Here is a 22,533-nt window from a genome sequence, read left to right on the forward strand (position 1 = left end):
TGACGAAATTGTAAGAAATTTGAGGTTTACAAACTGCGAAAAATGTGGTATTATATACTTACAGACAAATAAAACCTGTAAAGGAGAAAACAATGGCAGACAACAAAAGACGTATCCGCTTCAAAAGCATTGCGCTTGTCGAAGCTGTTATAATCCTGATACTTACCATCCTGCTGATATGGGCAGCATTTATCCGCGGCAAAAACGAGGCTGTCCCTGCAAATGCAAGCACAAAGGAGATACGCAGGAGAGCGGTAATAGAAAAAGAAGAGACCTTCTATCAGCTTGACGGTAAGAAGATACTCATGAACGACGGTACATACGGCGAAGTTTTCGTTCCTGTTTATGCAGACGTTCCGGCAAGCACAATTGATCTTAATGAGCTCACCATGCGCAACGGCTATGCTTACTACAAGGAAAACGGCGAGGTGGTATCTACTACAGGTATCGATGTATCCGAGTTTCAGGGCGAGATAGACTGGGAGCAGGTAAAGCAGGCAGATATTGATTTCGCGTTCATACGTGTGGGCTATCGTACATACGGTGACGGAATAGTTACCTATGATTCGGCATTTCAGCGTAATATCGAGGGGGCTCTTGACGCAGGCATAAAGGTGGGAGTATACTTCTATTCTCAGGCTACAGACGCTGACGAGGCTGTAGCAGAGGCTGACGCAGTTATCGACGCTCTTGCTGATTATAAGATAACATATCCCGTGGTTTACGACTGGGAGATAGTTCACGACGCGGCAAGAACAGACAATGTCAGCGTTGAAGCTCTTGCAGACTGCTGTGTGGCGTTCTGCGAGAGAGTTAAGGACTCGGGATATACTCCTATGGTATATCAGAACACAGGAACTGCAATGCATAAGCTTGACCTGCCGAGAATAAAGGACTATGACTTCTGGCTTGCAGAGTATGCAGAAAAGCCATCATTCTACTATGATTTCAAGATATGGCAGTACTCCAACACGGGAAGAGTCCCCGGTATCGAGGGAGATGTAGACCTGAATATCTGTTTCAGGCCATATGACGGCAAAATAAAGGAAACCGAGAAAAGCACCGAGCAGAATTAAGAGCTGATAGTTAAGAACTAAAAAAGGACGGTCACTGACCGTCCTTTATTTTATGCGTTAAGATAAGACCTTACCAGAACCTGCAAAAGCTCATCGCGGTCAATATGACGGATAAGACTTCTTGCGTTGTTGTAGGTCGTGATGTATGTAGGATCCTCCGAGAGGATATAGCCTACTATCTGATTTACGGGGTTATAGCCCTTTTCTGTGAGTGCATCGTAGATGATAGTGAGATTCTTCTTGAGTTCAGCTTCTTTGTCCTCATTTACGGAGAAAGTCATGGTTTTATCGAACATAATATCAGCCTCCCGCTGCTTGGAATACATTTACATATAGCAAACGACAAAAAAGGATTTGGCGTTTGCTATTTGCCGATACGCACGGAGCAAACGTAAGTTTGCGAATGTGCGAGGCATTTTTAATCTTTTTATTATAATGAACGTCAAATTTTTGACGTTCATTATAATAATATTATACCCTAAAATCAGCGGCAATGCAAGGGCGGAGAGGAAATTTTCCTGATTTGAACGAAATTCCCCGTTGATTTTAGGAATTTTGCACAGCCACAGCACCGCGAAAAAAGTCCTATTGCTCCGATGTTCCACAAAGATACGAAAACCCTTTAAACAAGTATTTCACATATTGATACCACAAATCTGCCATCCTTGAGTATATGCTGACGGAAACGGCAGTCCTTGATGTCGGTAACGATTTTTTCGCCGTCAAAGCTGAACTCAGCCGTGTCCATAGGATAGGAAATACCTATGCCAAGCGCCTTTACATAGGCTTCTTTCAAAGTCCACAGGCGGAAAAACAGCAGATCTTTCTCACCTTCGGGAGCTTTTTCGACCATTTCACGCTCATTTTCGGAAAAAGCCCGCTTCATCACATTCGGACGGAAATCGCGGACATTCTCACAGTCTATGCCGCATTCGCAGTCCGAAACCATACAGGCGGCTATACCGTCGGCATGGGAAAGATTATAATGTATATCAGGGTGATCTGCAATAGACGGCTTGCCAAGTCTGCCTTTGATGATCGGCGTATCCTCGCCGTATTCAATGCATTTTTTACGCAGACACTCTCTGAGCATTTTATGTGCATGGCTGTGAAATTCACGTTTGTCCAGATCTATCATTGAGATCATAAGCATATATTATCACCCTTGCTTATTTTAGCATAAAATGCCTGTTTAGTCAATGAGATCATATGGAAAGAGCCGTTTTCCTTTTTGCCAAACAGCGTATTTTCCGACTTTTTTACGCCGTAATTGCTAAAAGCAAACAGCCACTCACAAATGTTGCAAAAATGTTAATTTTATATCAACTTTTATTGGTATAAATTGACGAGAGCAATGATAATATGATATAATATACATATAATATATGTTTAGTTTTTTAGCTTGCAGATTGAGCCTGTTCCTAACAAAAAAACTATCGAAGGGAGGCGGTATCATGACCAAAAAGCAAATATTTTCAGCATTTTTCACTGGAACTGTATTATTCTCCTCCGTTGGCTGTTCATTCGGAAAAAACAAGGATCAAAAGCCCGAGATACAGAAGTTCACAGGCTTGTACTGTGCGCGCAGCGACGCCAAATTGGACGAAGATAACGAGATCAGAAATATCATAGCTGAAAAAACAGGCTATATCCTTTATGAAGAATGGATGGAGGACCAAGCCGATATTGACAAGATATTCAGTGATATGATAATATCAAGAAAATATCCCGATTTTATCTCACCTGACGGTCCGAACTGTCAGCGTCTTATCAAGGAAGGCGCTTTTATTCCGCTTGATAATTACTGGGACACATACCCAAATCTTAAAGCATTGTATACAGACGCAGAATGGGAAACACTTCGAGCCGAGGACGGCCATATCTACTATATACCGCTGTTTTCTGCGGTAAATAAGCAGGTGACAGGCAATGTTCACGACGGCGAAGCATTCTGGATACAGGTCAAGGTGCTTGAATGGGCAAATTACCCTCAGCTAAAAACGCTGGACGACTATTTTGACCTTATCGAAGCTTATATCGCCGCCAATCCTGTTGATGAAAACGGCGAACCCTATATAGGCTATGAGATACAGGCAACTGATGTCCGTATGTTTGCACTGGACAATCCGCCTATGTTTCTTGACGGTCATCCCAATGACGGCTGCTGCTTCGTTGATCCGGATACTCTGGAAGCAAAGGACTACAACCTCCTGCCCACGGCAAAAAAGTGGTTCAGCAAGCTTAATGAGGAATACCGCAAAGGCATAATAGACCACGACTGCTTCTTTATGGAGACCGCTGATTATTACGATAAGCTTGCTACAGGCAGGGTTCTGGGAATGGTTGACCAGCACTGGAATTTTGGAAGCACAGAACGTCTGCTCCCTGCCGAATGTACATATATCCCATTCGGACTTACTATCGACGGAACTCTTACAGAGCGGTATCGTGACAATCCTGCTTTCAACGCTTCAACAGGTGTAGGAGTCAGCATCAGCTGCTCTAACCCCGACGGCGCCGTTGAATTCATGAGCAAGCTCATCGAGCCTGAGATACTCAATCTCCGTTACTGGGGAGTTGAGGGAACAGATTATTTTATCAATAAAAACGGCTATTTTGACCAGACCGAGGAGCAGTACAACAACTGGCGCGACGACGCTTACTCGTTAAAGCACAAATGTGAGTACAGCTATATGCCACATTACGGCGGTATGGCACCTGACGGAAAGAACGCCTATACTCCGGGCAATCAGCCCAATATCTTCCACGATCACCTTGCTCCGGCTATCAAGAAGTGCTTCGACGCTTACGGAAAGCAGACCTACACCGATTTTCTCAATCCCCCGCTGGATAATCCTGATTGGTACCCTATGTGGTCATTTGAAAGCTCAGTTACAAAGGAAACCGATTACGGAAAGGTAGCAAGCCTGATAAGTGATCTGAAGCGGAAATATATGCCTCTTATGGTAATGAGCAATGATTTTGAGAAAACATGGGAGGAATACAATACCGAATACAACAAAGTCAATCCTCAGATATACTTTGACGCCCTTACGAACGAGGTACACAGAAGATGCGGTATAGCCACAAGCATGAATAAATGACATATACGCAAAAAGTGACTTTTCGCAAATAGATGATCCGCCTTTCAAAGAAAAAGTTAAAACCAAATGGTAATAAAGGCGATACCTGTATTGGTTTCGCCTGTCTTTTTCTGAAATTATTGATGTAAATATTAAATCTTGAAGTTCAGGCGAATATATGCACAATAGCCGCTTTAAACACTTTATTTTTTCTTTTTGAATCAGCCTTTAAAGCATGGCATTTCTTGCAAAATCAACAATTGGCACAGTTTATTTTTGTTGAAATTTTTTCTATGATTTTATTGATAAAAATATAAACGTGTGTTATAATTAATACATATTGTAATTCATTTTTGACAAAGGCGGGATAAAAAATGTCAAAAAAGGAATTTGGAAACCTGAACAAACGAGAACTCGTTGACCTCGTTTATTCAATGGTGAATACCACAGACGAAAAAAGCTCAGAATTTCCGCCTGTTGAACAGGTTGCGGCAGAACGTGCAAGACTTGATCGCAAGGCAAAATTCCGACGCATCATCAAAAGCACTGTTTCCACGCTCCTTGTAGTCGCTGCTGCCGCAGTTCTGATCTCTATGCTCTTCCTGCCTGTAATTCAGGTATCGGGAGACAGTATGCAGCCTACTCTGAGCAACGGAGATATTATACTACTTGTAAAAACTAAACATTTTTCTACAGGTGAGCTATGCTGCGTTTCATGGCAGAACAAGCTTCTGCTCAAACGTGTCATAGGACTTCCCGGTGACAATATCGACATCGACGAAAAAGGAAATGTATATCTTAACGGAAAGCTTCTTGACGAGCCCTATGTAACAAATAAGGCTCTGGGTGAATGCGATATAGATCTTCCCTATACCGTCCCCGAAGGGAAGCTTTTTGTTATGGGAGATCAGCGCGAGACCTCTATTGACAGCCGCAGCACCGCTGTAGGCTGTGTAGATTACGACCAGATGGTCGGCAGATACCTCTTCAGGATATGGTCTGCTGACTGATCATTATATTACATTTCAATATGAAAGGGGGGATGCATTTGAAAAACTCCTTGAAGAAATATCTTAATGAGCTTCACTTGGAAAAGAAACAAAAACGACGGCTGGCATCATTTATAACAGCCATGTCGGTATTTGTTTCTACAGGCGTTTTCTGGCAGCTTCGCGGTATAGGAACCGCAATGACAGATAATACGCTTGATAATACTGAAAATGGCACAGCAGCTGCACTGTCAGCTCCCGATGCCTCATTATGCGAAACTGATAAGATATGGGTATCGACACTTCCCGAGCTCACAGATGAGCTTGCGGAAAATACCGCTCTTATAGCAGCTTCGCAGTTAGGCTATACCGAAAACACTCAGAATTATATTGTCGGCGAAGACGGCTGTACACATAAGAATTACAGCCGCTACGGCGCTTGGTTCGGAAATCCGTACGGTGACTGGAATACGATGTTCACCTGTTTCTGCCTGTATTATGCAGGTGTAAAGGAAACAGACATACCTTTCAGCTCAGGCTGTTGGGCATGGTCGATGAAGCTGAGCGAAAAAGGAGTGCTCTCACCTTTTAATAAAGGCTCGCCCAAACGAGGAGATGTTCTTCTGTTTGATACAGACCTTGATGGTAAGGCAGACCGCTCGGGAATCATTTCCGAAATATCCTCCGATACCGCTGAGCCATGTATCACCACCATTGAGGGACAGGTCAGCGGAGCTGTAGCAGAATGCAGCTGGTCTCCCGAAGATGAGCATATCGCAGGATATGTACCTGTGGAAACGCCCGAAACAGAAAATGCATCTCTTATAGAGTTTTCGGCAGAAAGCGGCTCGGGAATAACTGTATTTGCTTCGGCTGAAAAGGGTATATTCCCAGACGGAACAAAAATGCTCGCCGCAGATGTTTCCGATGATACAGTTCTTGAAAAAGCAGCAGGAGCTCTTGGAACAGGGACAAATGACATCAAGGCAGTTGCCGTTGATATCTCATTCCTCTCTCCCGAGGGCATTGAGCTTGAACCTGCCGACAGCTCTGCGGTACACGTTGAGATAGGTCTTCCCGAAGAACAAAAGCTCAGCGGCAAGGAATTCAGCCTGCTCCATTTTGATGACAGCGGCGGTGCTGAAATAGTTGAAAATGCCGAAGTGTCTGAAAGCAGTGCTGTTTTTGAAGCAGAAAGCTTTTCCATATATGTAGTAACCGCTCTCGGTGAAGTCGAAAAAGACAAGCTCCATGAATCGCTGGAGGAGCTGACATGGCTGCCGAATGACAACGGATACGTTCATAATTCTCCATATTACCCGTATATTATCCAAAAGGGAGATACAATTTCTATTGCAGGATATTCACGGCTCCCCGACAAATGGTTTTATTATGATACAAATCGGGAAAATGAATATAAAAATATCCTGATCCCCGGTAATTATGACGAATCTCAGAATATTTCTGTTACAGGCAGTGACGGAAATACCTACTACAAAAAGGTCAGAAAATATACAGCCAATAAAGCAGGCGACGTCGTCATAAAATACCAATTCTCCCAAAACGATATAAAGGAATTTTATGTAAGAGTACTTGAAGAAAAGCTTATTGATTATGATTTTTTAAGTATATATGGAACACATAATAATCAAAATAATCCGATAGTGATCGAAACAGGAGATACTATAAGATTAAAGATACCGAGATCTCGAGTAAATCAGGATGCATGGTTCTATTTCCCGACGGATAATAATACGTCAAGGTGGATGACTCTTGAAAGCAGTGCCGACGGGAACTATAAATATGCAACTCTGAAAGCATTTGACAATACAGGCGATAATGTTCAGAGCGTAGCGATATACTGTGACGGTGAATACAAAACAATATATATCAAGGTCAGAGACGCAAATGTCAACCTTACTCATGCAGATATTGAAATAGCAGAAGGCGGAACGTATAAAGCAACTAAAAAAGTATCTGCCCCCGACGGAAGCTATATCGAGACTATTACTGAATATGAAGCATATGTTGCAAATGTCAACAGATGTGATATACTTGATTCAAATGGCTCTACGATACAAACTTTCTTTACTGACGATTATTACCGCCACGGAAATCCGGGAGATACTCAGTATGAGCTTACTTCTAACTATATCAAATGTGAAGATCAGAACGCAAATCCAAATGCTATGAAGATAAAAAACGGAGATTACGTTTATCTGAGAAATGACAAAAACTTCTCGCTCTATAATACGGATACAGCTCTGTTTGATATTCAGCTTCTTCTCGTTCCCAAAACCGAAACAGTAACTAAATACAATGCAAGCGGCAATGTCATCTCTTCATCATCAGATGATATATCTTCCAGAGATAACATATTCCTTGACAGTGTTAATTTTGAAATGGATCATCAAAGCGTTATCGACGCTCTGAACAAGTGTCCGACACACACAGGTCTTGATTTTACGATAAAGGCTTCTCTCAATGAAGTACTTAACGAAACACTTCCTATCTACAGGCTCCCGTCAACAGGCGGAGGCGGAACAGTGCCATTTATGGCAGCAGGTTCATGCATTATCATACTCTCTTTTGCAGCACTTCTGCTGCGAAAAAGAAAGGAGGATAAATGATACCTCCTTATAACGCAACAAAAACAAAATCTATTTACGAAAGGTGATATTATGAAAAAAACATTCAAACGCTTTACAGCAGCTCTTTTTTCAGCAGCTATGGCTGCTTCACTCGGAATGTCCGCTATCCCTGCTTCTTATGCAGAAGACTACACAGTAACTATAAACAAGGCTGATGATTCAAATGATAACGCCACACATACATATGAGGCTTATCAGGTATTCGCAGGCGACCTCCACGGAACGGGCGATGACGCTGTTCTTTCAAATGTTGTATGGGGCTCCGGAGTAAACGGCTCAGCTCTGCTTGATGCATTGAAGGCGTCATCGGAATTTGGCACGCCAAACGCATTCGCTTCCTGCGACAGCGCACAAAAGGTAGCTGAGGTCATAGACCAGTGGAGCGACGATACAAAAATGCTCCAGAAGTTTGCAGACATAGCTGCAGCAAATCTTTCCGCCTCACCAACAGTATCAGGTACAGCCGGCAACAACAAGCTTACAATGAACGCTCCCGGATATTACTTCATCAAAGACAAGGACGGCACACTGGACAACTCAGAGCTTGGTGCATATACCGATTATATCCTCAAGGTAGTTGATTCTGTTACAATAGAGGCAAAGGAAGACGTTCCCGCTATCACAAAGAAGATAATTGAGAGCGACGGACTTAAAGAGGCAAATACAGCAAGCATCGGAGATTCTGTTGATTTCCAGCTTGATTCAAAGGTCCCTGACATGAGCGCTTATAACAAGTATTTCTATGTTATCAACGATACAATGGGCAGCGGACTTGATTTCAAGCCTTCAACCGTAAAGGTCTATATCGACGATATGACCACTCCGATAAACTCCTCTAACTATGAAGTACAAACAGGGGCTGCTGCTGATGGCTATTCATTCCAGATAGTAATGAAGGATTTCAAGGGAAACTACGGCAATCAGACAGGCAAAGCCATAAAGGTGACTTATTCCGCAGAACTCAACGATAAAGCCGACAGAACTGAAAAAGGCAATGAAAACAAGGTAAACCTTACATATTCCAACAATCCTAACCATGAGTACAAGGGCGAAAATGAGCCCAGCACAACTCCGGGTGACGGAGATGTTACCGGCAAGACTCCTGATTCAAACACTAAGACCTACACCACAAGCCTTATGCTCAACAAGATAGACGGCGCTGACAAATCAGCTCTCGCAGGAGCAAAGTTTGAATTAAAGGGCTCAGGCGTCAACAAGGTAATAATCGCAAATGCTGAAAGCTTCAAGGCTGATGCCGCAGGAACATATTATAAGCTTAAAGACGGCACATTCACACTGACAGCACCTACAGCTGAAACATCTGCTCAATACGAGAGCACAGAAACCAAGTACATACTTGATGAAAAATCAACTTCGCACAGCGGAAGCGGAGAGGATTCATATGTTGAAGCTATAACTGATGACATGGGCAAGCTTACATTTGCAGGACTCGGCTCAGGCACATATACTCTAACTGAGACCGAAGCTCCTTCAGGCTACAATAAGCTTGCTAACCCGATAAATATCAGTATCACAGCTGCTCCGACACTGGAAGGTCCTAACTGGACAGTAACAAAGGACGGAGAGGCACTTACAAAACCCACAGGCATATACGAATTCACAGTTGAAAACAACAAGGGTGTAACTCTTCCGAGCACTGGCGGCATGGGCACAAAATTATTCTATATCATCGGCGGACTTCTGGTTGCAGGAGCACTGATTCTTCTTGTTGTAAAAAAGAGAATGAGCATTAACGAAAAGTAATTTCCTAATTTTGCAGTATTGCGGCGGTAAGGCTATGACCTCCGCCGCAGGTATTGCAGCAGGGAGGATCCGATGAAAAAGCATTTTTTCAGCATTGCAATTTTAATAATGTTTATCGTCGGATTGTCCGTACTGCTATATCCAGCAATAAGTGATTATCTTAACTCAAAACACGCCTCAAAGGTCATCTCAGAATATAACGACAGGCTCAGCGTTTCATCGGAAGAAGAGATCGAGGCTGTGTTTAAAAAGGCAGAGGATTACAACAAAAGGCTTCATGACGAGCCATCTGCATTTTTTGAGCCGTCTCTTGTAAGCGGCTACGATGATACTCTTGATATTACCGGGGCAGGCATAATGGGATATATTGACATTGACAAGATCAATGTTGAGCTGCCCATATACCACGGTATCAAAAAGGAAGTCCTTCAGGTCGGAGTAGGTCACCTTTCAGGCACAAGTCTGCCTGTAGGCGGCGAATCGACTCACTGTGTACTCTCAGGACACAGAGGACTCCCCAGCGCAAAGCTTTTCACTGATCTTGACGAACTTGGTGTAGGCGATACATTTACCATTACCGTACTTGACCGCCGCTTCACATATGAAATTGACCAGATAAAAACAGTTCTCCCCGAGGAATTTGAAGACCTTCGCATCGTTGAAGGCAAAGACTACTGCACTCTCCTGACCTGCACTCCCTACGGTATCAATACCCACAGGCTGCTTGTCAGAGGAGTACGGACCGGAAATACAGAGGAGAAAAAAGTCGGTGTATTTGTAAGGAACGAGGCTTTTAGGATAGATCCTCTGATAGTAGCTCCGATAGCAGCCGTACCGCTGCTTATTATAACATTCACACTGATATTCATCAGTGATAAACGACGGAGAAAAAAGCCAAAGAAATAATACAAAACAGAAAGCAGGGTGATATTAATGTCTGAAAAGAAAAACAAAATATGTTCAGTTCTGCTGAGTATGCTATGCATAGTCATGCTTCTCTCCTACGCAATGCCATACAGCCATTCAGCTGAGGCAGGATCATCTGTTACTCTTATATGTGCACAGGACAGCGTCAAGGTCTCAGACATGAACTGGAAAATATACAAGGTCGGAGAACGCCGCAGCGGCAGCTTTTCACTGACAGGAGAATACAGAAAGTATCCCGTTGATATGAGCGAGCTTTCTGAGGACAATGTCCGCGGTATCGCCCAGGCTATAGAAAGCTTTATCATTGGCGACCGCATAAAAGCTGACGCAGAAGGTATCACTGACAGCAGTGGTGCAGCGGTATTCAACGGCCTTGATAAGGGACTTTATCTCGCAGTCGCTAAAAAAGTCCAGAAAGAACACCTGACATATCTTGCAACTCCCCTTCTCTTTGAAATAAAAGAGGACGGCTCAGCTGAAGAAGCCTTCCCGAAGATATACAGCGTTATCACCCTTCAGGGAGAAGCCAGCAGCTACACAGTAAGAAAGATATGGGCTGACAATGATGATTCCTACATGGCACGGCCCGTAAATGTCACCGTTGACCTGTTCAGGGACGGCGAGCTGTACGATACGGTAGTCCTTGACGAAAAGTCAAACTGGCAGTACCGCTGGAATACTCTTGACAACGGCTCAGAATGGCGTGTAGTAGAGCGAAATATCCCTGTAAAATATGCAGTTCTTGTGGATTACAGCTCAAAGCAGTTCATTATCAAGAACTCCTATGCTCCCGATATTTTCATTGACGGCGGAGAATACACACAGACAACTACTGCCCCTGCCGTCACCTCAACAATCCCCACAACAACAACATCTGCTGCTGTATCAACTACAGGTCCGAAACTGCCGCAGACTGGACAGCTGTGGTGGCCTGTACTCCCATTAGCACTCGGCGGCATTACACTCATCTGCATAGGTATTCTTTCAAGGAAGAAAAACAAAGAAGATGAGAAATAAACTGCACAAGCTATGCATAATCTTAGGCTCTGCACTTATCCTCACTGCTCTCTGCCTCTGTTTATACAACATATCTGAGGACAGGAATGCAGAAGAACGTTCACGGGCTTCACTTTCCGAGTTAAGATCACTCATAGGAGAAAAGCCTGCACAGTCCCCTGAGGACACAAGTAAGGAAAACGACCTTTTTTCGGAATATGAAGAGCCTGCCGAAGAAGAAATGCCTACTGTAGTCATTGATAATACAGGCTACTGCGGATATATCAGAATATCCGAGCTTGGTCTTGAGCTGCCCGTAATAAACGATTTCAGCTATGCTGCACTTGATACTGCACCATGCAGATACAGCGGCAGTGCAGACACAAATGATCTCATCATCGCTGCCCACAACTTCAGCAGTCATTTCGGAAGGCTTGACAAGCTGTCCATCGGCTCTGAGATAATCTTTTTCGGCTGTGACAGATATGCGCAAAGCTATCATATCATCAGCATCGAAGAGATAAACGGCGGCGCTCCCGAGGAAATGCTCAGCAAGAACAATACACCGTGGGATCTGACGCTTTTCACCTGTACTCTCAGCGGAAAAAGCAGGATAGCCGTCAGGGCAAAGCTGGCAGAATAAAGAAATATATAATATCTGATAATGACAAAAGCTCCGACCATACGATCGGAGCTTTTGATATATATTTCCCTTTCATCTGTAATGCTTATATTAAAAAGGAAAGTTATTTTTTGAGAGCCTCACGGATTATCTCGAATCTCTTGATAAGGAAGTCAACGACTGAAGTCTGACCGCCGCCGAACATTCCATTGCCCCAGTCCATATTACCGAAGTCCATATCACCGAAGCCCATTTCGCCCCAGTCCATGTTCTCCCAGTCTACGTTAGCCCAGTCGAAGCTTGCATCACCGTTGCCAAAGCCCTGCCATGCGCCGCCGTTCTCACCGTTGCCGAAGCCCTGCCATGCGTCTCCGTTCTCGCCGTTGCCGAAGCCCTGCCATGCGCCGCCTTCAGCGTTTCCGTCCATATTCCAGTTGCCCCAGTTCATACCTGTGTCCTCTTCGCTGTACTGAAGTCCCTCAGCACTCTTTGAGGTATTAACATCAAATTCGTCAGCAGTGAATGAAGCACGCGGATCAGCTATAACGTGTGAGCGTATCTTCTTTGCATATTCTGAAACATACGACTCTGGATCGCTGTAGTAATCCATTACCTGATTTACTATATCAACATACATATCATAATACTCAGGCACCTGTAAAAGCTTTGCAAGAGGACGATCCTCTATGGTAGACTGATAGAGACTTGTTGTAATATCAGATGTAACAGAGCTTGCGCCGCCTGTGAAGTTTCCGAGACAGAGGTTATAGTCCCAGCCTACAAAGTAAGCCTTTCCGCCCGAGAACATGAGGTAGTAGTTATGTGCAAGAGAGCCGTTATAGCTGTCGTAATTGCAGAATATCGAGTTTACTGCAAAGCCCTTGAGGAAGCTTGGTACATCGATAACGTCCTCAATAAACTTGTAATCTGTAGGTGTAAGCTTGTTGATAGCTGTCTTTATATCCTGAATATGCTTGAACTCGTCATCAGTGCCGAATTTAACAGCAAATCTGTCAAGAGGCATATTCTCAGTGAATGAGCAGTAGCTGTCGCCGCCGAAGCCGCCCCAGCCGCCTTCTGCGCCGTTGCTTTCAGTAGCCTTGTAAAGCACGGAATCGTCATCTACGGCATAGCGCTCAGCAACAGTAGTTCCCGGCTGCTCGGCAAGGAGATAAAAGCTGTAAAGCTCGCCGTTGAGATACATATCCGTATGTGCGGCATGAGGTGCAACGCCGTCGATCTCATACATAGCATTGTAGCAGAGAATATCTCTGAGGCAAGAAGCATCCATGAGCATATTGTTCATGCACAGCTCTGTAAGTCCGTGATAGTTTACATCCTTATCGAACTTGTCGGTCTTGATACGGAAGCTGTACTTGCCGTTCTTAGCCATCATAAGTGAGCTGTTGCCCTTAGTGCGGATACCGACATTTTTCAGCTCCTCACCGTCAATAACTATATCACACGGAGTCCACTCCTCCTTGCTGGCGTTAGCAATGAGATTATCCCACTGGGCTTCGTCCATTTTAACGTTTATCTTATGTATCATATCCTGACTGAAAAGTCCGCTGTAAAGCTGCTCCTCATTTTCCATGTCGTTGTTGACTTCCTTGTATGAAGCAGGCTTGCCGGCTTTGAATGTGCTTCCTGCACTGTGCTTCATCTTGATACCGCCTGTGAAAAGCTTATATTCATCGCTTCCTATCTCAGCAGATGAGATAACAGCATATCTGAACTTCTTTGCGGTATTCTTGTCAAACAGCTCCTTGTTGGAAGCATCTGTAAGCGCTATAGGATTATTCTTGCCCCACTCCTTGACAAAATCGAACATAATAGTATTCTGCTCTGTAGATGTGAGGTTCTCGCACTGACAGTCGGTAGCTGTTGCGATAAGCTCGCCGCCTGTGATACTGATAGTACCTGCGCTCGTAAGTCCCCTGTCGCCGAATGCGGATATATCGCCGCCGCTGATATTTATAGCGGTTTCAGCCTGTACAGCGTCGTTTCCGCACTTGATGACTACCTCACCGTCTGAAAGGTCGACATTGCCCTTTGTGGACTTGATACCGTCGCCCTCTGACCTGATACTGAGCTTTCCGCCCTTGACTGTAACTGATGACTTACCCTTTACAGCGTCATTTGCCAGCTCTGTATTGAGAGTTTCGATATTGGTGATACCGCCTGTGAACTTGATATCGTTGTTGCATACGACAGCAGTCTGTGTATTTGCGGTTATAGTCAGTACACCTGTGCCCTTATCGCCGCCCTTGATAGTAAGGTCGTCCTTAGCTTCAATAACTGCATTGCCCTCATTGTCGCCTGTATATGCATCAGTACCGTCGGAAACAGTATTTTCCGTTCCGTCAGCAATTGTGACAGAGGTCTTGTCTGCATTATTGATAAATAAAGCAGGAGCGCTCTTGCCTGTGATATTGACACCGCTGAAAATAAGCTTAACTGTGCCGTTATCAGCCTGAATGTCAGGAATATCAACATATATCTGACCGTCTGAGAGAGTACCGTCAATAGTGAAGCTTCCCGAGTGAGAAATAGTCACCTTTGAGCCGTCGGCAGAAGCATACTGTCCTTCAACAGTGATCGCATTATCACCGAGGTGTATCTTTGTATTCACCTCATCCTGTGAAGTGCTGTCGCCGCCCTGTCCGTCAGCAAAGCTCTCAGGCAGACTTTTTATAGTGCCGAGAAGGTAGCGCTGTATTGAGAGGGCATCGTTGGCAGTGATACCATTGCCGCGCTCAGAAACGTCAGCAAGGTCTGCGCCGTCAACAGTGAGGTGTCTTTCATTTGTACCGGTCGTACCGAACTTTGAGGGATTAGCCAGTGACTGCATAATGAGTACGCAGTCTGACATATCGACTGAGCCGTCGAGGTTGGCGTCACCGTACACTTTGTCGGCTGCGGAGCCTGTGAGAGACAGGACTGAGACCGAGCCAACGACACAGGCAGAAAGTAAGCCTGCAAGCATTGTTTTTTTCTTCATTTTTATCATCCTCCTAAAATTATAAAAAAACAATATAAATATATGTGCATAAATCATAACTAATCATTCTTAAAATATTCTTAAAATATTCTTAAAACTTTGAAAAATCGTTTTATCAAAATAAAAAGTCTTCATTTTTAAACACAAAATCCGCAAATTCTCCACCTGTCCCCCTGTTTTGGGGTATAAAAAAGCTCCGACCATAAGGCCGGAGCTTTCGTAATATACTTTAGTTCTGGAAGGCTATGCGGAAGAAGTTGTAAAGGTGAGCTCTGATACAGTTATCGCCATGATAGCCGCCGTTTACATAGTGCCATACATGAGGAACACCATTTTTCTCAAAGTTAGTGTGATAATTCTTTGGATTATCGTAAACAACTGTGTCGTTGCTTCCGCCTGTTATCATCAGGAAATATGGCTCATTGCCGCTGTCCCACTTGAAGGAGCCGGAAACTCCCGGAGCAGGGCAGATAGCTCCGATATAGCCAAACATATCAGGTTTCTTCATACCGATGAGAAGAGCCTCACGTCCTCCCATTGAGAAGCCTGTGATAGCAGTATTCTCCTTGCCTGTCTTTATGCTGTAATTCTTCTCCATATACGGCATAAGATCCTTTGTAAGATCGTTTATGAAGTTATCATAAGCCTGATTGTTAGTCTCGTCCATACCTGTACAGGACTTGAGAGTAGGACTTGAGAATACATCGGGGAATACGCATATCATTTCCTTAGCTGCACCCTCAGCGATAGCATTTCCTATCATCTCACGGGTATGCATCTCAGCATTGCCCTTTGTAAGCATTCTGTCAATGCCCTCATAGTAACCATGCATTATGTACATAACAGGATACTTCTTGTTAGGATCATAATTCGGAGGAAGAAGTATATTCACGTCCTTCTGTCTGTTGCAGGTCGTTGAATAGTAGCTCTTTTTCTGAATCTGACCGTAGGTCACGCCATTTTGTGCCTGATTTGCGGAATTAGGCTCCTTTTCAACTATACTTGACGCTACCTTAGCAGTAAAGTCCTTCATTGAGAGATGTTCAGCAGCTTTAGTTGTTGTTGTCGTCAAAGTCGTAGTTGTAACAGTTGTCGCCTTAGTAGTTGTTACAGTTGTTGTAACAGGTGCGGTAACTGTCTTGATATTCTCTGAATAGCTCTCGGGGAGCTTTGTATTCAAGCCTAAGAGGAACTTCTGTATTGAAAGAGCGTCGTTTGAGGTAATACCGCCGCCTGCTTCGCATACGTCCGCATTGTAAACGCCGGGCTCTGCAAGCTTATACTTATCAGGATTAGCAAGAGACTGCATTATAAGAACAACGTCGCTCATATCCACCTGATTGTCGCCGTTAGCATCGCCCCACTTTGTAACCTGAGCATCAAGTATATCCTTCAGGTCCTGTGCAGGAGGAGTTGTAGCCGGAGGTGTATCCTCAGTCTTAGGACCGTCTATGACAGTACCGTCTGCTGCCGCAAAGAAATTGTCAACATAGAAGTTTGTAGCAGGAGTTTCATCATCAGAATCCCCCTCAGTTTCTACATACATAAGCGGATTCTTAGCACCTGTGGGTATCTTGAAGCTTGTGTTTGCAAGCTGTGTCCACTCACCCAGCTTAACGTCCTTTGTGTCGATCTTATCATAATGCACCTCACCGTCTGCGCCGTCATATTGCAGCGTGAGGTGGAATTTTGTTGAAGGTGCGCCCTCATTGTACTTTACAATAGCTGAGAAGCTGTAGCTCTCCCCTGCCTTGAACTTATAGTTAAGGTTCCTGCCGACGCCCTTCCATGAAGCTGAACGGTCTGAGCAGTATACCGAGCCTTCGCCCTCATATGCCTCGTCCTTGCTTACAGCAACAGCAGCACCGCCTCTGTCTGAGCAGCCGTCAAGCTTGCCCTCAAATGTACTCCTGAAGATATATGTCTGGTCTGTATCAGAAGAAGCCGAGCCTGCTCCCTCAAACTTCCACCAGTCAACGTTCATCAGGAAACCGTCACCGCCGTTGAATACGAGATAGAGATCATGCTCGCCGTCAGCACCTGCAACATCGCACGATACCTCCTCCCAGTTATGCCAGCCGCCTGTACCGCCGACCTTGAGGTTTCCGACAACAGGTCCTGTCTTGCTGTCAAGGTGGAGCTCGATATTTCCGCCGCTCTCGGCAGAAGCCACACAAGCTGTAAATTTATCGGCACCCTCGCCGAAATCCACACCTGCGACCTTTATATAGCTTCCCTTCTGGATATTTCCTATACATACGGAGTTATTTTCGTCCTTTTCGGTCTTGACGCCCTCGCTCCAGCAGATAGTTTCTGCTTCAACACGCTCAAACGGGTTGAGGGGCTCAAGCTGGCTTGGACCGTTTTTAGTTGATTTTACAGTAGGAATAGTCCCGTCAGGATTATATGTAAACTCTTCTACAGCAGCACTGCGGTTAAAAGTACCGCCGCCTTTAAGTCCGTTCATATGATAGAAAAGATATGAGTGATCCTTGTAATCAATAGTACCGCCATGCGTGGTAAAACAATTACTCTGATCTGTGATCTTTCCGCCAAAAGTCCACGGACCTGTTACAGTCGGACCATATGAGTAACAGATGCTTTCACCGCCGTCAGAGCCATGGAATCCCGCATATACAAGATAGTACTTATCACCATGCTTTGTTATCCACGGACCTTCACCATAGGCAGTTCCGTTTTTGCCTGTACCGAACGCATTTTTATTCATATCAAAGTTCTTGATCTGTCCGTCCAGAGTTACCATGTCCTCTTTCAGCTTGACATAGTAGCATTTCGGATTTCCGAACATGAGCCATGCCTGACCGTCGTCGTCAATGAAAACAGTAGGATCGATGTAATCCCAGTTCGGACCGCAAAGCGGCTTGCCGTTGGGATCGCGGTACGGCCCCTCAGGCGAATCTGCAACTGCAACACCGATAGCTCTTCCGCCGCCGCTCTTGTTTGTGGTGGTGAAGTAGAAGTAGTACTTGCCGTTGCGCTCGATACACTGTGAAGCCCATGCATCGTTCTTGTTGCACCAGCTGAAGCTGGTATCCTCGAGGATCCTGCCGTGGTCTGTCCAGTTCTTCATGTCCTTCGTTGAGAAGCACTGCCAGCCCGTCATGTAGTAATAGTCGTTTTTGCCATCGCGGTCACAGCCGGTAAATACATAGAGTTCGTCACCGAATACTACCGGAGCAGGATCGGGGTTGAATGATGTCTGCACTATTGGATTTTCTGCGTGCGTAACAGCGGGAACTGCCGCGCACAGAGTTACGGCTGACAATGCAGCCATGGCGATTGCCGAAAAATACTTTTTCATACCAATTCTCCTTCTTAATTTTAATATCCCGTTTTAACCTTTTGAGTCTGACTGCGACCTCTTTCAGCAGTCAGTTTACAATTTATATATATTTAATGTAATATTAGCATAATATTTCGATAATTTCAATCCACATTCTTGCATATTAAGTGGACAAAACGCAGAGTTTTTTTAAACATTCAGGATAATTTCCATATATCAGCTCTGAAAACACAACTAAAAAAGAAAACCAGCTCCTTAACTGAGCTGGAATTATAATTTTTAAAAGTTTTGAATGTATAATCTTAAATGGACATTTTTATATAGCAGGATAGTACTTCTCCAGCATCTCAACAAGCATTTCGGGTATAAACTGATAATGCTCAGAGTTCGGATATATCTTGCACTCTGCCGTTGTAACGCCGTACTCGTTCAGTCTTTCCATAAGGTGCTGTATTCCCTCAAGTGTAGAGTCATTGCCCTTGTAATATTCCTCATATACAGGGTCCTCATCGGCACCGCCGCAAACAAAGATAGTTTTGTCAATGCCTTTATTCCGCTCAAAGTAGCCGTATTCATGCTTGAATTTATCACCGTCAGTGTACGGCAGAAATCCCGGAGACCAGAATGTAGGACTTCCGATGATATAATTTTTGAATGGCTGATTTTCATATTTATCAGAATTGAATACCGCATAATGCGCAAATGTACCTCCGAGAGAATGTCCGTAAAGAGTAGAATCGCCAAAGTCGATATTATATTCCTCACCGAGATATGGCATGAGGTCATCAGTGATAAATGCGAGGAATTCCTCGCAGCGGTCACAGAAATACTTGATACGGTATGTGTCATTGGTGCCGTCAATAGAATAATCATAGCCTATGCTTACTATGATGACGTCAGAAGCCTTGCCCTCCTCCATTGATTTTCTAAGGTCAGCAGAGTTATTAAACCGCCATACTCCGTCCGTAAGAACGTACACAGGATATGTCTTATCCTTGTCATATTCGGGCGGAAGAGTCACATGAACAATGAAATCAGTATCAAGCTGCTCGTCATATATGCTGTACTCCTTAACATATGGCGCAATCGCTTCTATCTTCTCTCGGTCGATCTCCCATGTGTCAGTTGTGTCAGAATCCATAGCTTCAAAGATTTTTTCAGAGGTTCCCACGGGAAGCGTCTTATATGTATTATTTATGACTGCTTCCCATGCGGCAATGGTATTCTCATACATTTGCTCAATATATTCCTTTATGCTCTCCTCATCTCCCTGAGTATCATATACATGGCTCATCCGCTCTATTTTTTCTCTGAGGTAAGGCTTGAACTCCTCAAAATCCGCAAATGTGACATAGCTGTCCTTCGCATAGAATTCGTCATACTTCTCCTGGACCTCATCTTCGGGTATCCTGTTATTGTTCTCATCAACGTGGTAAAATTCGCCTTTTTCGTCTGTACAGCAATAGATAGGACAAGGCTCTCTTAATTTGAGCTCTCCGCCGTCATAGCCTATTATAGGAAACAGATCGGATAAGGGCAAGCTGCTCCCATTGACGAATACATTATATACCTCATTAAAATAAGGTCTGCTGAGCTCAATAGCATTCTCAATACTGTCGCCTGCCAGTATAGATGGATCCTTCTCATACCGCTTCTTCAAATCAGCTATATAGTCATCTTCCGACCATAACTCGATGTATACGCCATCTTCGGGGATAGACGCTTCGTTTTTCTGCTCATTCTGCATATGATCGAATACCGTGAGCTCCCCGACCTTTACCTTTGAGCGCTCATTTTCCGTCATATGATTTGTAAGCTGTATTTTTTCTGACGGGATCTCCCCCGAAACTGTCTGACTGTCTGTTTCGGGGCTGTTTTCCCATGTACTGCAAGAACCTGCGCTGAATAATAGTGTAAGTGAAAGTAAAAATGCTAATGATCTTTTCATTATGTAGCCTCCTGATATTATGAACTTTGCGTTCTTTTAATAACAAGTGATTTAAAAGCATAAAAAAGACGATTATTTTTTTCACTTTGTAAGAATACACAAATCAGTTGGTTGATATTTGTGACAAAGCACAAGATAAGTGCATAAACAATACGCAAGAGTGCCCACGATACGCCCGGAGCCTTAATTATTGATATTTGGGCAGAAAAAGTCGAAAAACGGCAATTATAGTATTGACATTCATAAATAGCTATGCTATAATTCTAATGACTTTAAGTATATAGAAGCGCAGATTTGACGAATTGTATAATTTGTTTTGTAAAGGCTTGAAAACTTCTGTAAAGAACGTCGCGCCTTATATCCCGTGGTTCAGCCGTCAGATCAGTAATATGACACTTGGGCATCTCAAAAACCCGCTTGTATCAATCAAACAGGAGGACGTAATAATGAAAAAACACTTCAGCTTAAAAAAAATGACCGCTTTCTTAATGTCAACGGCTCTTATAGCAGGAGCAATGCCTGTGAATGCAGGAGGCTTGTTCAATGTCAGCAGTGGTATCACCGCTGATGCAGCATCAGAAAAAAAGACACCGGCAGCAGGTGTATTTTACAAAGTCGGTGATACTATTTCTGTAACAGGCGACACATGGTTTGTTATAGATGATGATCCTAATTCGGGCTTTCCGTCAGCAAAGATCAGCAGCGATATTGCAATAACCGCATACGAAAGCTCTGATACAGATAATCAGTATATATGGAAAACAGGCGATACTATGTTCACAGAGGTGCATAACGGCTTTTACATAACACGCAAAGATCCGTCTGTGACTCCAGAGGGCTTCTATATAACAGGCGGCAAGGGTACAGAGAACGAGCCTTTTATTATCGGTCTTTCCGTTCCCAAGTTCAGCGGCAAAAACATTACTCTCAGCGACGGTATCGGCATGAATTTCATAGTCAGTGAGGTAAATGAAGAAAACGCTGACAGTTTTAAGGTGAAATTATCAGGCGACTGTGCCGAAGCAGACAATGCGCTCCACAGTCTTGAGCTAAAGACTATCGGCGGAAAAGATGTTTACTGTGTGACCGCAAATATCTCCGCAAACAATATGGACAGCAAGATAACTGCCGAGCTTTATTACAGTGACAGTAAAACTATTGTTGATACTCTTGCTTTTTCAGCTAATGACTATCTTGACGCCATTGACAGCTCAGACAATGCAAAGCTTAACGCTCTTGTAAAAGCAACAAGACAGTTCGGAAAGGTTTCCGAAGCGTATTTCAGCGGCAGCACTCTGCCTGCTGTAGCCGATCATTCAGATGATATCCTCAATGCAGTAACTGTATTCGGTGAGTATTCATTCAACAAATATCAGCCTATGTTCGATTCAAATGCAGCTCTTATGTCACTTGTACTTGATTCAAAGCTTGCTGTTCGCCTGTATACAGCTAAATATGAGGAATCACAGCACAATATTGCCGCATTTGATATGTGGACATTTGATGAGGACAATAAGCTTGTGATCTCGCCGTTTGCAGAGATATACGCATTTGAGGGCGCAAACGGAAAGTTCTGCTTTGAAGTTCCCGGTATCACGCCTACACAGCTCGGTACTACGTTCAATGTTAATTATCAGGGCACTGATTACTTATTCTCGCCTATGTCATGGGCTTTCCGAATCATGAGCAAGGAAGATGCCGATAAAAAGGACATCGCAATGGCAAACGCTCTTTATGAGTATTTTATTGCTGCAACAGATTATGTTGAATAAATAAACGGACGATGATAGCTATGAAAAAAACAATATATACTATTCTTGCAGCCTCTCTGCTTCTGACGGGCTGTACCGAGGGAAACAGCATTACAGCCGACAGCGAAACAGCTTCAACAGCGGCAGTCACTGCGGCTGTCTCATCAGCGATAACAGCAGAAAAAGCCACTGATAAGACAGAAGCGGTCACAGCAGAAGCTGAGCTGCCTGTCATAAATAATGAAGAGCAGCCACAAGAAACCGATACACACACATCTCAGCAGGAAAAACAGGATAACATAGATACACAAACTGCGGAAACAGCTGAGCTGACCGAAGAAAATGCAGCATCTGAGCCCGACAGTGCAAGGGCAAATCCTGACGGTTCAATTGATCTGCCGATAATTCCCGTTGATTGAGA

At 44.0% G+C, this 22,533-nt stretch carries 15 protein-coding genes; 10 read left to right on the forward strand and 5 right to left on the reverse strand.

All coding sequences use genetic code 11. The annotated features are described in order from the left end of the window. Positions 1-92: 92 nt before the first annotated feature. Positions 93-1,076 (forward strand): glycoside hydrolase family 25 protein, encoded by a 984-nt coding sequence (locus K5677_RS08605; protein ID WP_296726875.1) that lies wholly within the window; start codon positions 93-95, stop codon positions 1,074-1,076. A gap of 50 nt (positions 1,077-1,126) precedes the next feature. On the opposite strand, the gene K5677_RS08610 is transcribed toward K5677_RS08605, so the two are convergent. Continuing rightward, positions 1,127-1,372, reverse strand: coding sequence for an IreB family regulatory phosphoprotein (locus K5677_RS08610; protein WP_024860721.1), 246 nt, complete (start codon positions 1,370-1,372; stop codon positions 1,127-1,129). A gap of 326 nt (positions 1,373-1,698) precedes the next feature. Continuing rightward, positions 1,699-2,229 (reverse strand): 4'-phosphopantetheinyl transferase superfamily protein, encoded by a 531-nt coding sequence (locus K5677_RS08615; protein WP_296726880.1) that lies wholly within the window; start codon positions 2,227-2,229, stop codon positions 1,699-1,701. Between the two features lie 301 nt (positions 2,230-2,530). Here K5677_RS08615 and K5677_RS08620 point away from each other — a divergent pair, with 301 nt between their 5' ends. The 7 genes from K5677_RS08620 (at position 2,531) to K5677_RS08650 (ending at position 12,129) form a co-directional block, all read left to right on the forward strand. Continuing rightward, positions 2,531-4,180: a sugar ABC transporter substrate-binding protein gene (locus K5677_RS08620; protein ID WP_296726883.1), complete on the forward strand. Its 1,650-nt coding sequence runs from the start codon at positions 2,531-2,533 to the stop codon at positions 4,178-4,180. Between the two features lie 353 nt (positions 4,181-4,533). Next, positions 4,534-5,169: a signal peptidase I gene (gene lepB, locus K5677_RS08625; protein ID WP_296726885.1), complete on the forward strand. Its 636-nt coding sequence runs from the start codon at positions 4,534-4,536 to the stop codon at positions 5,167-5,169. A 38-nt stretch (positions 5,170-5,207) separates the two neighbouring features. Then, positions 5,208-7,778: an LPXTG cell wall anchor domain-containing protein gene (locus K5677_RS08630; RefSeq protein ID WP_296726888.1), complete on the forward strand. Its 2,571-nt coding sequence runs from the start codon at positions 5,208-5,210 to the stop codon at positions 7,776-7,778. A gap of 51 nt (positions 7,779-7,829) precedes the next feature. Then, positions 7,830-9,563, forward strand: coding sequence for an isopeptide-forming domain-containing fimbrial protein (locus tag K5677_RS08635; protein WP_296726890.1), 1,734 nt, complete (start codon positions 7,830-7,832; stop codon positions 9,561-9,563). Between the two features lie 72 nt (positions 9,564-9,635). Continuing rightward, positions 9,636-10,469: a class C sortase gene (locus K5677_RS08640; RefSeq protein WP_296726892.1), complete on the forward strand. Its 834-nt coding sequence runs from the start codon at positions 9,636-9,638 to the stop codon at positions 10,467-10,469. A gap of 27 nt (positions 10,470-10,496) precedes the next feature. After that, positions 10,497-11,507 carry a Cna B-type domain-containing protein gene (locus K5677_RS08645; RefSeq protein ID WP_296726893.1) on the forward strand — a complete coding sequence of 337 codons (1,011 nt, stop codon included), beginning with the start codon at positions 10,497-10,499 and terminating at the stop codon, positions 11,505-11,507. After that, on the forward strand, positions 11,497-12,129 hold the full coding sequence (locus K5677_RS08650; protein ID WP_296726895.1) for a sortase: 633 nt from the start codon (positions 11,497-11,499) through the stop codon (positions 12,127-12,129). Before K5677_RS08645 ends, K5677_RS08650 begins: the two co-directional genes overlap by 11 nt. Before the next feature lie 103 nt (positions 12,130-12,232). Here the strand turns inward: K5677_RS08650 and K5677_RS08655 are convergent, their stop codons facing one another. The 3 genes from K5677_RS08655 to K5677_RS08665 form a co-directional block, all read right to left on the reverse strand. Beyond that, positions 12,233-15,109 (reverse strand): carbohydrate-binding domain-containing protein, encoded by a 2,877-nt coding sequence (locus K5677_RS08655; RefSeq protein ID WP_296726897.1) that lies wholly within the window; start codon positions 15,107-15,109, stop codon positions 12,233-12,235. A 229-nt stretch (positions 15,110-15,338) separates the two neighbouring features. Next, positions 15,339-18,431 carry a family 43 glycosylhydrolase gene (locus tag K5677_RS08660; protein WP_296726899.1) on the reverse strand — a complete coding sequence of 1,031 codons (3,093 nt, stop codon included), beginning with the start codon at positions 18,429-18,431 and terminating at the stop codon, positions 15,339-15,341. Positions 18,432-18,729: 298 nt separating this feature from the next. After that, a complete protein-coding gene (locus K5677_RS08665; RefSeq protein ID WP_296726901.1) occupies positions 18,730-20,361 on the reverse strand; it encodes an alpha/beta hydrolase-fold protein in 1,632 nt (543 codons plus the stop codon). A gap of 446 nt (positions 20,362-20,807) precedes the next feature. Between K5677_RS08665 and K5677_RS08670 the strand changes: the two genes are divergently transcribed. Further along, positions 20,808-22,133, forward strand: a complete 1,326-nt coding sequence (locus tag K5677_RS08670; RefSeq protein WP_296726902.1) for a hypothetical protein — start codon at positions 20,808-20,810, stop codon at positions 22,131-22,133. Positions 22,134-22,153: 20 nt separating this feature from the next. Further along, the gene (locus K5677_RS08675) at positions 22,154-22,531 is read left to right on the forward strand and encodes a hypothetical protein (RefSeq protein WP_296726903.1); all 378 of its coding nucleotides are present in this window, start codon (positions 22,154-22,156) and stop codon (positions 22,529-22,531) included. Positions 22,532-22,533 lie beyond the last annotated feature (2 nt).

Source organism: Ruminococcus sp. (assembly GCF_024684275.1).